Below are 14,401 nucleotides of genomic sequence, written 5' to 3'. Positions count from 1 at the left end.
TGCCCGACCCATCTCACCGGTCACAGCACCACCACCCGGGCCACGCCTGTCCTCGCGGCTCAGCTCTCCCCGATCCACCTCCTCGGTCGTGGCATCGTCACCAGGCCCGGCGCCGTCCTCGCCGTCCTCGCCGTCCTCGCCGTCCTCGCCGTCCTCGCCGTCAGGATCGTGCAGTGTTCCCGAGCCATCACCGCGCGGATCGTCGGGGGTCTCCGGATCATCCGGGCCCCGCGGGGCCACCGGGCCTTCACCACGCGGATCGTCGGGGGTCTCCGGATCATCCGGGCCCCGCGGGCCACCGGGCCTTCACCACGCGGATCGTCGGGGGTCTCCGGATCATCCGACCTTCGCGGTGCCACCGGGCCGCCGCCTGCTCGTGGGCCGCTCGGGTCGTCGGGATCGGGGCCGGCGTCCGGGTCGGGTCCGTCCGGGTCGGGGTCATCCGGATCGGAACCGGGGTCGGGATCGCCGAGGGCGGCCAGCAGGTCCTCGACCTGGTCGGCCGGCACGGCGAGCTCCACGTCGTACCGCCCGGTGCAGTTGCCCCGGATCAGGTCGATCATCGCGTCGACGCGCGCCTGTTCGATGCTGTCGCACTGTCCGCTGTCGCGGTAGGTCTGCGCGAGCCGGTCGATGGCGGCCCACGCCGAGCGGGCGTCCTCCACGGGGACGCTGGCCTCCCACCGGTCTGCACCCAGGTAGTCGGTGAACCGGCGGAGGTACCGCTCCGCCCGGGCCCGCTCGGCACGAACCCGCACGGCATCCGCGTCGACCTTGGCCAGCTCGCGGATCACCCGTCGCCGCAGCGGCCCCGCCGTCTCGGCCCCCAACCGGTCCGCGAGCGCCGTGGCAACGACCCGGCGCACGTCCGGCGAGGCATCGGCGAGCTCCTCGGCGACGATCCCTGCCCGATAGGCGTCCAGTCGTCCGTCGGCCATCGCCTCGACGACCGGCCGACCGGTGACCGCCAGCTGCACCGCCTGCCGCATCCTCGTCGCGGCGACCTGCTCGGAGACTCCCAGCCGGCCTGCGACGAGCGACGGCGCGTCGAGGCGGCAATGCCCGAGCGGCATGGTCTCCTCGGTGATCGTGCCGTCCTCGTGGGCCACCTCCTCGGTGGCGGCCAGCCGGCCCATCGCGACCGTCTGGATGGCGTCGAGCACGTTCTTGACCGCCTGGCAGCGACCGACGATCTCGGCATGGTCGGCCACCGACGCCGCCGGCGCGTCGGGGCCGGTCAGCAGGGCATACAGACCCTGCACCTCGGCCACCCCGATCGCGCTCTCGAACATACATCCAGTCTATCGAACGCCTATCTGAAACACAACCGTCAACCTACTGAAAGTCGTTGCAAGACCTCGTGATTCGTTGATCCCCTCACCCAAGGCTCCGGCCGTGGTCACTCGACGAAATCCCGGACCGAGCGCCGGTGCGTGAAGATGTCGAGGTGACCGACCTCCTGAAATACGCCCACGTCGAGCGGGAGCGCAGGTTCCTCGTGTCAGCGATTCCCGAGGGCGTCGTCGCGACGCACCGCATCGAGGACCACTACGTCGAGGGGTCCCGGCTGCGGCTACGAGAGGTGACAGGTGCCGACGGCGCCGTCGTCCGCAAGCTGGGCCACAAGGTCCGCCTGTCGGCGTCGCCTGCCGAGATCGCCAGCACATCGATCTACCTCGACGACGAGGAGTGGCGGCTGCTCCGGCAGCTTCCCTCCACGACCCTGACCAAGACTCGCCATATCGTCGAGCGACACGGCTGGGTGGTCGCCGTCGACGAGTTCCCGGACGGCACGCTCCTCGCCGAGATCGACGACGGCGACAACGACGGCGACCACCCCGCGGCGCCGGTCCCCGACTGGCTCGACGTCGTCGAGGACGTCAGCCGCGACGAGGCGTGGACGGGATGGGCCCTCGCCCGGCGTCAGGACGGCGGGCCGGCTTCGGAATCGGCCACGCCGCCTCCGGCTACGGCCGCGCCGCCTCCGGCTACGGCCGCGCCGCCTCCGGCTACGGCCGCGCCGCCTCCGGCTTCGGCTGCGCCGCCTCCGGCTTCGGCCTGAGAGGCTGCTTCGTCCACCTCTCCGGCGCCGAGCTGATCGAGGACGAAGGCCCACTCCCAGGCGACCTGCTCCCAGGCGGCATACCGCCCGCTCCGGCCCCCGTGGCCCGCTGCCATCTCGGTCCGCAGCAGGATGGGCCGGCTCGCCGGGTCGTTCGTCACCGTGGTGCGCAGCCGGGCGACCCACTTGGCGGGCTCGGTGAAGTAGACCCTCGTGTCGTTGAGGCTCGTCGTCGCGAGAACCGCCGGATACGGGCGGGCCGCGACGTTCTCGTAGGGGCTGTAGGAGCGCATGACCTCGTAGATCGCCCGGTCCTCCAGCGGGTTGCCCCACTCCTCCCACTCGCCGACCGTGAGGGGCAGGTCGGGCCGCAGGATCGTCGTCAGCGCGTCGACGAACGGCACGGCAGCATGGACGACCCGGAACCGGTCCGGCGCCAGGTTCGTCGCGGCGCCGATGAGCAAGCCACCCGCCGAACCGCCTTCCGCCGCAAGGCGATCCGGCGCCGACCACCCGAGCTCGACGACACGGTCGGCGCACGTGACGAAGTCGGTGAAGGTGTTGACCTTCCGCGCGTACCGCCCGGCCTCGTACCACGACCGCCCCATCTCGCCGCCGCCGCGGACGTGGGCGACGGCATACACGACCCCGCGCTGCAGGAGGGAGAGCCGCGCGACGGAGAAGTAGGGGTCGCTGGAGATCTCGTAGGCGCCGTACGCCGTGAGGAGGCACGGGTGCGTCCCGTCCGGCGAGGCGCCCGCCGGGGCGACGACGGAGATCGGTATGCGGGTGCCGTCGGCTGCGGTGGCCCACTCCCGGTGCTGCTCGTATGCCGAGGGGTCGTAGCCGCCGCGCACGGGCTGCTGCTTCAGGAGGGTCCGCTCCCCCGTCGCGACGTCGAGCTCGTAGACCGACCGGGGCGTGACGAACGACTCGTACCCCAGCTGCAGCCGGGTCGTCGCCGGTTCCGGGTTGTCGCCGAGGCCGACGGTGTGCAGCGGCTCGTCGAACGGGACGGGCACGCCCTCCCCGAAGCCCGTCGGCGAGGACGGGTCAACGGGAAGGATGCGCAGGGCGGTGAGTCCGTCGCTGCGCAGGCTGAGGACCGAGAAGTCGTCGAAGGCGTCGACGGACAGGAAGCGCTCCCCCGGACCGGAGGAGGCGATCGGCCGCCACTGCCCGTCGCTCGTCGCCTCGAACGGGGCCCACGCGAGGTCGAAGTCCTCGCTGTCGCGGTTGTGGACGACGAGGAAGCGGTCGGCGGCCGGCTCGACGTCGTACTCGACGCCGTCCCTCCGCGGCGCGACGATCCGGAACCGTCCCGTCGGGTCGGTCGCGTCGAGCACGTGGATCTCGCTCGTCGTCCGGGACCCGAGCCCGATGAGCAGCCAGCGGTCGTCGCGGGAGGACCCGATGCCGGTCCAGAACCGCTCGTCGGGCTCCTCGAGGACGAGGACGTCGTCGGCCGCGGGGGTGCCGACACGATGCCGCCACACCTGGTAGGGCCGCCACGCCTCGTCGACCCGCGTGTAGAAGAGCCACCGGCCGTCGAGGGACAGCTCGCAGCCGTAGCCCGCACCGGTCACCGCCGTGTCGAGAACCTCGCCGCTCGCGATGTCGCGGACGGTGAGGTCGAACCGCTCGTCCCCGACGACGTCCACGCCGTATGCGACCCGGGCATGGTCCGCGCTGACGGCGAGCGCCCCGAGCGAGAAGAACTCGTGCCCCTCGGCGAGGACGTTGCCGTCGACGAGGACCTGCTCGCCGGAGATCGGCGCCGACGCGTCGAGGTCGGGCCGGACGTCGCGGTCGGTGAGGGGTGCCCGGGCGTGGATGCCGTACTCCTTGCCCTCCTCGGTGCGGCCGTAGTACCACCACGGCCCGCTCGCGGCCGGCACGGAGACGTCGGTCTCCTGGACCCGTGCCTTGATCTCGGCGAAGATGCTGCGGCGCAACGGCTCCAGGTGGGCGGTGACGGCGTCGGCATACGCGTTCTCCGCCTCGAGGTAGGCGAGGACCTCGGGGTCCTCCTTGTCGCGCAGCCACTCGAAGTCGTCGACGAACCGGTCGCCGTGGTGCTCCCGCACGTGCTCGCGGCGCAGCGCGACCGGCGGGGTCGGGGGGATCACCATCAGCCGGCCAGGCAGCGCGGGCCGAGGAGCGCCTTGAGGTCGCCGAAGAGGGCCTCGCTCGCCGTCACGCTGAAGGAGCGGTCGAGGGTCATCAGGAGCGTCCGGCCGGGCCGGGTGAGGCGCAGCCGCACCTCCGTCGTGCCGGGGTGGGCGGACAGGACGCTCTTGAGGGCGAGGATCCGCTGGTCGGTGGCCCGCTGCTGCTCCATGACGAGGACGACCGGGCCGCGCGGACCCTCGGAGGTGTCGGGAAGAGTCATCTCCTGCGCGTAGAGCGACACGCCGTCGTCGCGCCGGCTCACGCGCCCGCGGACGACGACGACGGCGTCCTGGACGAGCAGGCCCTGCACGGTGAGGTACGTCTTGGGGAAGAAGAAGCACTCGAGCGCGCCGTCGAGGTCCTCGACCGTCGCGACGGCATACAGCTCGCCCTTCTTGTTCCGCTTGAGGACGAGCCCGGTCACCAGGCCGGCGATCGTCACCATCGCGCCGTCCGCGGGTCCCTCCTCGGAGGTGACGCGGGCGATGGGGTGGTCGGCCGCCTTCGTGAGGACGTGCTCGATCCCGAAGAGCGGATGGTCGGAGACGTAGAGCCCGAGCATGGCGCGCTCGTTGGCCAGCAGCGTCGCCTTGTCCCACTCGGCCGTGGGGACCGGTGAGAGTCCCATGACCTCCTCGCCGATCCCGGCGTCGCCGTCGTCCCCGAACCCGCCGAAGAGCGAGTCCTGGCCGATGGCCTCCTGCCGCTTGATGGCGACGAACGCGTCGACGTACTCGTCGTGGACGCGCAGCAGCCCGCTGCGGGTCTCCCCGAGGCTGTCGAAGGCGCCCGCCTTGATGAGCGACTCGATGGTCCGCTTGTTCGCGACGACCGCGGGGCACTTGGACAGGAAGTCCTTGAAGGAGGTGAACCGTCCACCACGCTGTGCGGGGGCCCCGCCCCCACGAGCCCCCGGCTCCTCGCGAGCGGCCATGATGGCGGAGACGACGTTGTGCCCGACGTTGCGGATCGCCTCGAGCCCGAACCGGATGTCGTCGCCGACCGCCGCGAACTTGGCGACGGAGTCGTTGACGTCGGGCAGGAGGACCCTGATGCCCATCCGGCGGCACTCGCCGAGGTAGAGGGCGGACTTGTCCTTGTCGTCCTGGACGCTCGTGAGGAGGGCGGCCATGTACTCGGCGGGGTAGTTCGCCTTGAGGTAGGCCGTCCAGTACGACACGAGGCCGTATGCCGCGGTGTGCGCCTTGTTGAACGCGTAGTCGGAGAAGGGGACGAGGATGTCCCACAGGGTCTTGATCGCCTCGTCGCTGTAGCCGCCCGCCCGCATCCCCTCGCTGAAGGGGACGAACTCGGCGTCGAGGACCTCCTTCTTCTTCTTGCCCATCGCGCGGCGCAGCATGTCGGCCTTGCCGAGCGAGTAGCCGGCGACCCTCTGGGCGATCTGCTGGACCTGCTCCTGGTAGATGATCAGGCCCTGGCTCACGTCGAGGATCTCCTTGAGGGGCTCCTCGAGCTCGGGGTGGATCGGCGTGATGGGCTGCTTGCCCGTCTTGCGCAGCGCGTAGTTCGTGTGGCTGTTGGCGCCCATCGGACCGGGCCGGTAGAGCGCCAGGGCGGCCGAGATGTCCTCGAAGTTGTCCGGCTGCATCTGGCGCAGGAGGGTCCGCATGCCGCCGCCGTCGAGCTGGAACACGCCGAGCGTGTCGCCGCGCTGGAGCAGCTCGAAGGCCTTCGGGTCGGTCATGTCCTTGGAGAGCGCGTCGAGGTCGAGGTCCTCGCCGCGGTTGGCCTTCACGTTCTCGAGGGCGTCGTCGAGGATCGTGAGGTTGCGCAGCCCGAGGAAGTCCATCTTGACCAGGCCGAGGGCCTCGCAGCTCGGGTAGTCGAACTGGGTGATGATCTGGCCGTCCTGCTCCCGGCGCATGATCGGGATGAGGTCGACGAGCGGCTCGCTGCTCATGATGACGCCGGCCGCGTGGACGCCCCACTGGCGCTTGAGGCCCTCGAGGCCGACGGCCGTCGCGACGACCTCCTGGGCCTGCGGGTCGCTCTCGTGGAGGGCCCGGAAGTCGGCCCCGTCGGCATACCTCGGGTGGTCCTTGTCGAAGATCCCCGAGAGGGGCACGCCCTTGCCCATGACGTCGGCGGGCATCGCCTTGGTGAGCTTCTCCCCCATCGCGAAGGGGTGGCCCATGACGCGAGCCGCGTCCTTGACCGCCTGCTTGGCCTTGATCGTGCCGTAGGTGACGATCTGGGCGACGCGGTCCTCGCCGTACTTCTCGGTGACGTACCGGATGACCTCGCCCCGCCGGCGCTCGTCGAAGTCGACGTCGAAGTCGGGCATCGACGGGCGCTCCGGGTTGAGGAACCGCTCGAAGATCAGGCCGTGGGGGACGGGGTCGAGGTCGGTGATGCGCATGGCATACGCGCACATGGAGCCGGCGCCCGAGCCCCGGCCGGGACCGACCCGGATGCCGTTGTCCTTGGCCCAGTTGATGAAGTCGGCGACGACGAGGAAGTAGCCGGCGTAGCCCTTGCCGATGATGACGTCCTGCTCGTATGCCGCCTGCTTCCGGGCATATTCGGGCACCCCTTCGGGGAACCGCTCGCGCAGGCCGCGCTCGACCTCCTTGATGAACCACGACGTCTCGTCCTCCCCCGGCGGGCAGGGGAAGCGCGGCATGTACCGGCCCTCGCCCTCGGTGAAGGAGACCTCGCAGCGCTCGGCGATGGCGAGGGTGTTGTCGCAGGCCTCGGGCAGCTCCCGGAACAGCTGGCGCATCTGGGCCGGTGTCTTGAGGTAGAACTCCTCGGCGTCGAACTTGAACCGGTTCGGGTCCATGAGCGTCGACCCGGACTGGACGCACAGGAGGGCGGCATGGGCCTGCGCGTCGGCGGCCTTGGTGTAGTGGAGGTCGTTGGTGGCCAGGAGCGGGAGGCCGAGGTCCTTGGCGAGCCGGAGCAGCTCCTGCTGCGTCTGCCGCTCGATGGGGATCCCGTGGTCCATGAGCTCGGCGTAGAAGTTCTCCGCGCCGAAGATGTCGCGCAGCTCGGCGGCGGCCTCCCGCGCCTCGCGGTACTGGCCCACGCGCAGCCGGGTCTGCACCTCGCCGCCGACGCAGCCGGTCGTCCCGATGAGCCCCTCGCCGTAACGGTCGAGCAGCTCGCGGTCGATGCGCGGCTTGAAGTAGTGGCCCTCGAGGCTGGCCAGGCTGCTCATCCGGAACAGGTTGTGCATCCCCGTGTTGTCGCGCGCGAGGAGCGTCATGTGGGTGTAGGCGCCCGAGCCGCCGACGTCGTCGCGCCCTCCGTCGCCGAAGCTGACCCGTGTCTTGTCGGTGCGGTGCGTGCCCGGCGTGAGGTAGGCCTCGACGCCGATGATCGGCTTGACGCCGTGCCTGCGCGCCTTGTTCCAGAACTCGTACGCGCCGAAGACGTACCCGTGGTCGGTCGTCGCGACCGCCGGCATCCCCATCTCCGCCGCAGTCCTCAGCAGCTCGTCGATACGGGCCGCCCCGTCGAGCATGGAGTACTCGGTGTGGACGTGGAGGTGGACGAAGTTGTCCTTCGGACTCATCGGGCGCGGGGGCTGGTCGGACATCGGGTCGATCTTAGGACGGCCCACCGACGCTCCACCGCCCCGGCCGGGGCGTGTCCCGTGCCGGTCCGGCGTGTCGCGTCGCGGTGAGCCTGAATGCCGTCCCACCGGTCCCACAGGACCCTCGCGTCACGGCCGCCGGTCCTCCCGACGTCGGGCCAGGCCGTACCGCATGCCGAGGTCGGTGATGTCTCGGCCTCCGACGACATCGCCCTTCCGGGTGCCGTCGAGCACCCACCCGGTCCGTCGATAGAAGGCGATGGCGCGGTCGTTGCCCTCGAGGACCCACAGGGACGCCCGGTCGTGACCCGCCTCGGCGAGCGCCTCGAGGGCCGCCGTCATGAGCGCCCGCCCCACGCCGTGGTGCCAGGCCGCCGGGTCGACGTAGCAGGACATCACCTCCCCGACCGACTCGACCGGCGCCGCGGCCCCGGAGGACCCGGCCGGCTCCACCGGGTCCCGCGCCGGACCGAGCTGGAGGAAGCCGACGAGCCCTTCGCCCGTGGTCCCGACTCCCCCCGGGAGCTCCCCCTCGGCGACGAGGGTGCCCGATCGCGGCGGGTCGGCGGCTGACAGCGTCGAGGTCCAGCGCGGCAGCCGGTCCTGCGGACGGAGCCCGTCGAGGAGATCCTGGGGCAACAGCCCGGCATACCCCTCCTGCCACGCCCGCACGTGGACCGCCGCGAGCGCCTGCGCGTCCTCGACCCTCCCCCACCGCACACAGACGCCCACGGACCGATCGTCGCATGCCGGTGGGCACCGGTGTCGGTGCGAGGCGATAGACCATGGGGATGAAGGATGGAGGCATGACGGCGACGCGTGAGCAGGTGCTGCGCTACCGGGTCCACGCCCAGCAGCTCGACCGCGCTCCGGCAACGGCGGACGACGCCGACGTCCTCGATCTCGGCGTCCAGGACACCGGCCCCGACGGCGCCCTGTGGGCCCTGGCCAACCGGGGCGTCGAGGCGCGCTGGGACGACCTGGTCATCCTCTGGACGCTGCGCGGGGCGCCCCACGCGTACCGTCGCGCCGACGTCGCCCAGGTCGCGGCGGCCGTCGCGCCGATGTCGTCCGACGACGCCGCGAAGCGGATCCTCGACGCGAGCAAGCCGCTGCGGGCCGCCGGCATCGATCCCGCCGTGGCCCTCGACACGGTCGGCTCGACGATGCGCGACATCGCCTCCTCGCCCATCGTCAAGGGCGCGCTGTCGACGGCCGTGACGGAGCGGACGACGGAGCCGTTCCACCGCTGGTGCCGGCCGTGCGGGGCGACCCACCTGTCCGAGATGGTGTTCCGCCTCGGGGCGACGACCGGCGGCCTCGAGCTGGAGCCGGACACCTCGCCTCCGGTGCTGCGCCGCATCCCCCGGTGGCGGGGACCGGCCGGACGGGTCCGGCCGGCGCTGCGCCCCATCCGCGGCACCCTCCACCTGCTCGGCCCCTCGACGCGCAAGGAGGTGACCGAGTTCCTCGACGCGGCGAGCACGGACGTCACGGCCGCCTGGCCGAGCGACGCGGTGGACGTCGAGGTCGACGGCCGCGCGACGTCGCTGCTGGAGGCCGATCTCGACGCGCTCAGCGACCCACCCCGTGACGCGGTGACGAGGCTGCTCGGCCCGTACGACCTGTTCCTCCAGGGCCGGGACCGCTCGCTCCTCGTCCCCGACGCAGCCCGTCGCAAGGCGCTCTGGCCGGTGCTCGGCCGTCCGGGCGCAATCCTGCACGGCCACGAGATCGCCGGCACCTGGCGCCCGCGCACCAAGGGCAGACGTCTCGCCCTCGAGGTCCGGCTGTGGGACGACGTGCCGGACGCCGCGATCGACGAGCAGGGCGAGCGCCTCGCGGCCTTCCGGGGGGTCACTTACGCCGGCCGCACGTGACCGGAGGCCGCTCCAGCGTCAGTGGTGGAACCCGGGCGTGGCGCCCTCGGTCGGCATCGGCCCGGTCAGGCCGTCGAGCCACGCGACCTGGCTGCGGAGGTCGGCGAGGAAGGCGTCGGCGAGGTCCTGCGAGAGCCCGTTGCGCACGACGACCCGCTGGACCGTGACGTCCGTCAGGTCGGCCGGCATGGGGTATGCGGGGACGAGCCAGCCGCGCGCCCGGAGCCGGTCGGACAGGTGGTACAGGGTCCAGTTGCTCGTGTGACCCTCCCGGAGCCGCCAGGCGAAGACCGGGATGTCGCTCCCGTCGTTCCACAGCTCGAAGGCCGGCATCGCGCCGATCTCGCGGGCGAGGGACCGGGCGACGTCGTGCGAGGCGCGCTGGACCCTCTCGAACCCGGGTCGGCCCAGACGCAGGAACAGGTAGTACTGCAGGAGCACCTGGGCGCCGGGACGGGAGAAGTTGAGCGCGAAGGTCGCCATGTCGCCACCGAGATAGCTCACGCGGAAGACGAGGTCCTCGGGCAGCGCGTCCGCGTCGCGCCAGACGACCCACCCCAGCCCCGGGTAGACGAGGCCGTACTTGTGGCCCGAGGTGTTGATCGAGGCGACCCGGTCGACCCGGAAGTCCCACACGAGGTCGGGCTGGACGAAGGGCGCGATCATCGCACCCGACGCGCCGTCGACGTGGATCCGCACGTCGAGACCGGTGTCGGCCTCGATCCGGTCGAGGGCGGCGGCGATCTGCTCGACCGGCTCGTACATGCCCGTGTAGGTCACGCCGAGGATGGCGACGACGCCGATCGTGTTCTCGTCGACGTACTGCTCGAGGTCGTGTCCGTCGAGCACTTTGTGGTCCCAGGAGATCGGGACGTAGCGCGCCTCGACGTCGAAGTAGTTGCAGAACTTCTCCCAGCACACCTGGACGGCGCTCGACATGACGAGGTTCGGTCGGTCGACCGGCTGGCCCGCGGCCCGGCGGGCATGCTGCCAGCGGCGTTTGAGGGCCAGGCCACCGAGCATGCACGCCTCCGACGACCCGATCGTCGACGTGCCGACGGCCCGGGCCGGGTCGGGCGCGTTCCACAGGTCGGCGAGCATCGTCCAGCAGCGCGACTCGACGGCCGCGGTGTGCGGGTACTCGTCCTTGTCGATCATGTTCTTGTCGAACGCGTCCGCGTAGAGGCGCTCCGCGTGCGAGTCCATCCAGGTCCCGACGAACGTCGCGAGGTTGAGGCGGGCGTTGCCGTCGAGCATCGCCTCGTCGTGGACGATCTGGTATGCCGTCTCCGGAAGCGACTCCTCCTGCGGGAGCCGGACGCGGGGCACGTCGACGATCTCGCCAGGACGCGCGAAGAGCGGGTTGAGGCCGATGACGTCGTCGAGGTCGTCGCTCTCGCGCCCCGCGAGATCCCGTCGGACTGTCATCGGATCCCCTTGCCGGAGAAGCCTTCTCCGTCGGATGTCCCCACCGCCGACAGCGGCGGCAGCATCAGAGCAGGTCGAGCGCCCGCTCGAGCTCCTCAGGGTACTCGCTCGTGAACGAGACGTACCGACCGGTCCCGGGATGCTCGAACCCGAGCCCGACGGCGTGGAGCCACTGCCGGTCGAGGTGCACGCGGGCGGCGAGCGTGGGGTCGGCGCCGTAGGTGAGGTCCCCGACGCACGGATGGTGCAAGGCCGAGAAGTGCACGCGGATCTGGTGGGTGCGACCGGTCTCGAGATGGACCTCGACGAGCGACGCGGACCGGAACGCCTCGATGACCTCGTAGTGCGTCACCGACGCGCGGCCGCTCGCCATGACGGCGAACTTGTAGTCGTGCCCGGGATGCCGCCCGATCGGCGCGTCGATCGTGCCGACGACGGGATCGGGCAGGCCCTGGACGAGGGCGTGGTAGGTCTTGTCGACGGTCCGGGTGCGGAAGGCGTGCTTGAGCCGGCTGTAGGCATACTCGCTCTTCGCGACGACCATGAGACCCGACGTGCCGACGTCGAGCCGGGACACGACGCCCTGCCGCTCGCTGGCCCCCGAGGTCGAGATCCGATAGCCCGCGGCGGCGAGTCCCCCGACGACGGTCGGTCCGCTCCAGCCGACGCTCGGGTGCGCGGCGACGCCCGCCGGCTTGTCGACGACGACGATGTCGTCGTCGTCGTGGACGATCCGCATCCCGGGGACGGGCTCCGCGACGACGAGCAGGCTCGGGCTCGGCGCGACCTCGGGAAGCCGGACCTCGAGGAGCTGGCCCGCGCTCACGCGGTGCGACTTGGCGACGACGCTGTCCGCGACGAGGACGTGGCCCTCCCCGGCGAGGTCGGCCGCCTTGCTCCGGGAGAGCCCGAAGAGCCGGGCGATGGCGGCGTCGACGCGCTCCCCGTCGAGGCCCTCCGGGACGAGGACGGCGCGGGTGTCGCTCATGTCGGGTCGTCCTGGGTCTCTTCGGTATGCCGTCCCGCCGGCTCTCCCGACGTGGGGACTCCGCGCAGGGACAGGACGGCGATGAGCACCGCCGCCGTGACGATCGCGATGTCGGCGACGTTGCCGATGAACAGGCCGAAGTAGTCGATGAAGTCGACGACGTGGCCGCGACCGACGCCGGGCTCGCGGAAGAAGCGGTCGATGAGGTTGCCGATCGCGCCCCCGAGGATGAGGCCGAGAGCGAGGGCCCAGGCCGTCGAGCCGAGGCGCCGGGCGACGGTGACGATCGCGACGAGGACGGCGACGGCGATGATCGTCAGCAGCCACGTCGAGCGCTCCCCGAGGGAGAACGCCGCTCCGGCGTTGCGGATGAGGTTGAGCCGGATCCACGTGCCGACGACGTCGTGCGGCTCCCCCGGCGACAAGTGTTGGAGGGCGAGCCACTTGGTCGCCTGGTCCGCGACGACGACGAGCGCGGCGACGACGCCGAGGAGCCACAGCAGCGCGGGACGGCGACCCGGTCGCCCTCCCGCGCCCGTCGACGAGGGGGCCTCGCTCAGCGCCGTTCCTGCTTCCTCTTGCAGTCGAGGCATAAGGTCGCCCGCGGGGCCGCCTGGAGCCGCAGCTTGCCGATCGCGTTGCCGCACGACTCGCACGTGCCGTAGCTGCCGTCGGCCATCCGCTCCAGGGCCAGCTCGTTCTGCAGGAGCAGCTCGCGCGCGTTGTTCGCGACGGTCATCTCCTGCTCGCGCTCGTACGTCTTGGTCCCCGCGTCGGCCTGGTCGTCGCCCGCGCCGTCGCCGGAGTCGCGCATCAGCCCGACGAGCTCGGCCTCGGCGTCCCGGATCTCCCGCTGGAGCTGGGCGATGTCGTTCTGGATCTCGTGGCGGACCTCGGCGAGCTCGGCCTCGGTCCAGGGGTCCTCGTCGCCGCGCACGGCGAGCACAGGTGTCGTCTTCACTGGAGCCTTCTTCGCGGCCGCAGCCGCCGTCGTCTTCCTCGCTGCCGGCGTCGTCGCCGCAGCCTTGCGTGTCCGGGTGGTCGTCGCCCGGCTCGGGTGGCCCGCCGGCGTGGAGGCTGCCACCTTCGTCGCCGGCGCCGCCGCCTTCTTCCTCGCCCCCCGCTGCGCAGACGCTGTCGTCGTCTCCCCCGCCGCGGCCGGCGCGTCCTTCGCGCCCGTCGGCGCGGACCGCTTCGCCGCCGCCTTCGAGGTCGCGGCCTTCGAGGTCGCCTTGGACGCCGTGCTCTTCGACGACGTGCTGCTGGACGACGTGCTCCTGGACGACGTGCTCTTGGACGCCGCGGCCTTGGACACGACCGTGGACCGCGTGGCCGATGTCGTGGTCGCGGAGGCATTCCCGGAGGCGGTGGAGCGCGACGACGACGCCCGCTTCGCGGCCGTCCCCGCTCGCGAGTCGCGGCTCGTCGCGGCCTGGGCTGCAGCAGCCTTCGTGCTCGGCGCCTTCGCCGCCGGGGCCGTCTTCCGTGCCGCCATGACCATCCTTCGTCGTCGGATGAGGTGCCTGCCGCTTCACGGCAGGACCGCAGGATATGCGTCCGCACGCGTGGCGCCAAACCACCGCGCGGTCCACTCCGTCCCGGGCCGGGCCCCACCATGCCGGGCCCGGATCCCGCGACACACGGCGCGGGGCGCCCCACCTGTCGGTGTGGCGCCCCGCGCGACCGTGATCGGCGTCAGCCGGCCGGCTGCTCCTGGGTCTTGCTCTCGGTCTCGCTCTGCGTCTCGTCGGCGGTCTCGTCCTGCGTCGTGTCACCCGACGTCGCCTCGCCGCCGGACCCCGACGAACCCGAGCCGCCGGCTGCAGCGCCCGCCCCGGGCACGTCGACACCGGTGCGCTCGAGCTGGTCGAGCTGGCCGGTGATGTAGTCCCTCAGCTGGGTCCGGTAGGTCGACTCGAACTCCTTGAGGGAGGCGATCCGGCCCTCGATGTCCGACTTCTCCTGCTCGAGACCCTCGAGGATCGAGGACCGCTTCTGCTGAGCCTCGGCGACCATGCCCGTCGACCGCTCGCGGGCCTCGGTGAGGATCTCCTCCTTCTGGGCGGTGGCCGTGCTCAGCATCTCGTCGCGCTGCGCCGTCGCCGTGCTGATCAGCTCGTCGTGCTGGGCCTGGCCCGTCGAGGTCAGCTCGTCATAGCGGGACTGCCCCGTCGCGAGCAGCTCGTCGTGGCGGGCCTGAGCCTCGGCGACGAGGCGGTCGTGCTCGGCCTGGCCGGCGCTCACGTGCTCGTCGTGGAGGCGCTGGGCGAGCTCGAGGATGCCGGCCGCGCTCGCGCCGCCGGCCGCCGCGC

9 protein-coding genes and 1 pseudogene are annotated in these 14,401 nt (G+C 71.8%); 1 reads left to right on the top strand and 9 read right to left on the bottom strand.

The genetic code is table 11. The features are described 5' to 3' along the window. Positions 1–59: 59 nt before the first annotated feature. From BN12_RS04905 to BN12_RS04885, 4 genes are all read right to left on the bottom strand, one after another. The gene (locus tag BN12_RS04905; RefSeq protein ID WP_048550545.1) at positions 60–1,292 is read right to left on the bottom strand and encodes a 13E12 repeat family protein; all 1,233 of its coding nucleotides are present in this window, start codon (positions 1,290–1,292) and stop codon (positions 60–62) included. 631 nt (positions 1,293–1,923) lie between these two features. Next, the gene (locus BN12_RS04895; protein ID WP_083454425.1) at positions 1,924–4,194 is read right to left on the bottom strand and encodes a S9 family peptidase; all 2,271 of its coding nucleotides are present in this window, start codon (positions 4,192–4,194) and stop codon (positions 1,924–1,926) included. After that, on the bottom strand, positions 4,194–7,796 hold the full coding sequence (gene dnaE / locus BN12_RS04890; RefSeq protein WP_048550541.1) for a DNA polymerase III subunit alpha: 3,603 nt from the start codon (positions 7,794–7,796) through the stop codon (positions 4,194–4,196). Before dnaE ends, BN12_RS04895 begins: the two co-directional genes overlap by 1 nt. Before the next feature lie 126 nt (positions 7,797–7,922). Further along, the gene (locus BN12_RS04885) at positions 7,923–8,525 is read right to left on the bottom strand and encodes a GNAT family N-acetyltransferase (RefSeq protein ID WP_048550539.1); all 603 of its coding nucleotides are present in this window, start codon (positions 8,523–8,525) and stop codon (positions 7,923–7,925) included. Between the two features lie 74 nt (positions 8,526–8,599). Between BN12_RS04885 and BN12_RS04880 the strand changes: the two genes are divergently transcribed. Next, the gene (locus BN12_RS04880; protein WP_048550537.1) at positions 8,600–9,673 is read left to right on the top strand and encodes a DNA glycosylase AlkZ-like family protein; all 1,074 of its coding nucleotides are present in this window, start codon (positions 8,600–8,602) and stop codon (positions 9,671–9,673) included. Positions 9,674–9,691: 18 nt separating this feature from the next. Here BN12_RS04880 and BN12_RS04875 read toward each other — a convergent pair whose 3' ends face one another. From BN12_RS04875 to BN12_RS04855, 5 genes and pseudogenes are all read right to left on the bottom strand, one after another. Then, a complete protein-coding gene (locus BN12_RS04875) occupies positions 9,692–11,101 on the bottom strand; it encodes a glutamate decarboxylase (protein ID WP_048550535.1) in 1,410 nt (469 codons plus the stop codon). Positions 11,102–11,165: 64 nt separating this feature from the next. Beyond that, positions 11,166–12,089 carry an RluA family pseudouridine synthase gene (locus BN12_RS04870; RefSeq protein ID WP_048550533.1) on the bottom strand — a complete coding sequence of 308 codons (924 nt, stop codon included), beginning with the start codon at positions 12,087–12,089 and terminating at the stop codon, positions 11,166–11,168. Then, positions 12,086–12,682: a signal peptidase II gene (gene lspA / locus BN12_RS04865; protein WP_083454424.1), complete on the bottom strand. Its 597-nt coding sequence runs from the start codon at positions 12,680–12,682 to the stop codon at positions 12,086–12,088. The genes BN12_RS04870 and lspA overlap by 4 nt, the downstream gene beginning before the upstream one ends. Next, positions 12,646–13,584, bottom strand: coding sequence for a TraR/DksA family transcriptional regulator (locus BN12_RS04860; protein ID WP_083454927.1), 939 nt, complete (start codon positions 13,582–13,584; stop codon positions 12,646–12,648). Before BN12_RS04860 ends, lspA begins: the two co-directional genes overlap by 37 nt. Positions 13,585–13,784: 200 nt before the next feature. Beyond that, a pseudogene (locus tag BN12_RS04855) lies at positions 13,785–14,401 on the bottom strand (hypothetical protein); the annotation flags it as partial.

It is taken from the genome of Nostocoides japonicum T1-X7 (genome assembly GCF_001046855.1).
GTDB classification, from domain to species: domain Bacteria; phylum Actinomycetota; class Actinomycetes; order Actinomycetales; family Dermatophilaceae; genus Nostocoides; species Nostocoides japonicum.
The sequence above is the reverse complement of the archived record's forward strand: the minus strand, read 5'-3'. Positions and strand labels throughout refer to the sequence as shown.

Coding starts and splice junctions, on each gene's coding strand:
- lspA (WP_083454424.1), bottom strand. CDS start 12,682: ATGCCTCGACTGCAAGAGGAAGCAGGAACGGCGCTGAGCGAGGCCCCC.
- dnaE (WP_048550541.1), bottom strand. CDS start 7,796: ATGTCCGACCAGCCCCCGCGCCCGATGAGTCCGAAGGACAACTTCGTC.
- BN12_RS04880 (WP_048550537.1), top strand. CDS start 8,600: ATGACGGCGACGCGTGAGCAGGTGCTGCGCTACCGGGTCCACGCCCAG.
- BN12_RS04905 (WP_048550545.1), bottom strand. CDS start 1,292: ATGTTCGAGAGCGCGATCGGGGTGGCCGAGGTGCAGGGTCTGTATGCC.
- BN12_RS04875 (WP_048550535.1), bottom strand. CDS start 11,101: ATGACAGTCCGACGGGATCTCGCGGGGCGCGAGAGCGACGACCTCGAC.
- BN12_RS04895 (WP_083454425.1), bottom strand. CDS start 4,194: ATGGTGATCCCCCCGACCCCGCCGGTCGCGCTGCGCCGCGAGCACGTG.
- BN12_RS04860 (WP_083454927.1), bottom strand. CDS start 13,584: ATGGCGGCACGGAAGACGGCCCCGGCGGCGAAGGCGCCGAGCACGAAG.
- BN12_RS04870 (WP_048550533.1), bottom strand. CDS start 12,089: ATGAGCGACACCCGCGCCGTCCTCGTCCCGGAGGGCCTCGACGGGGAG.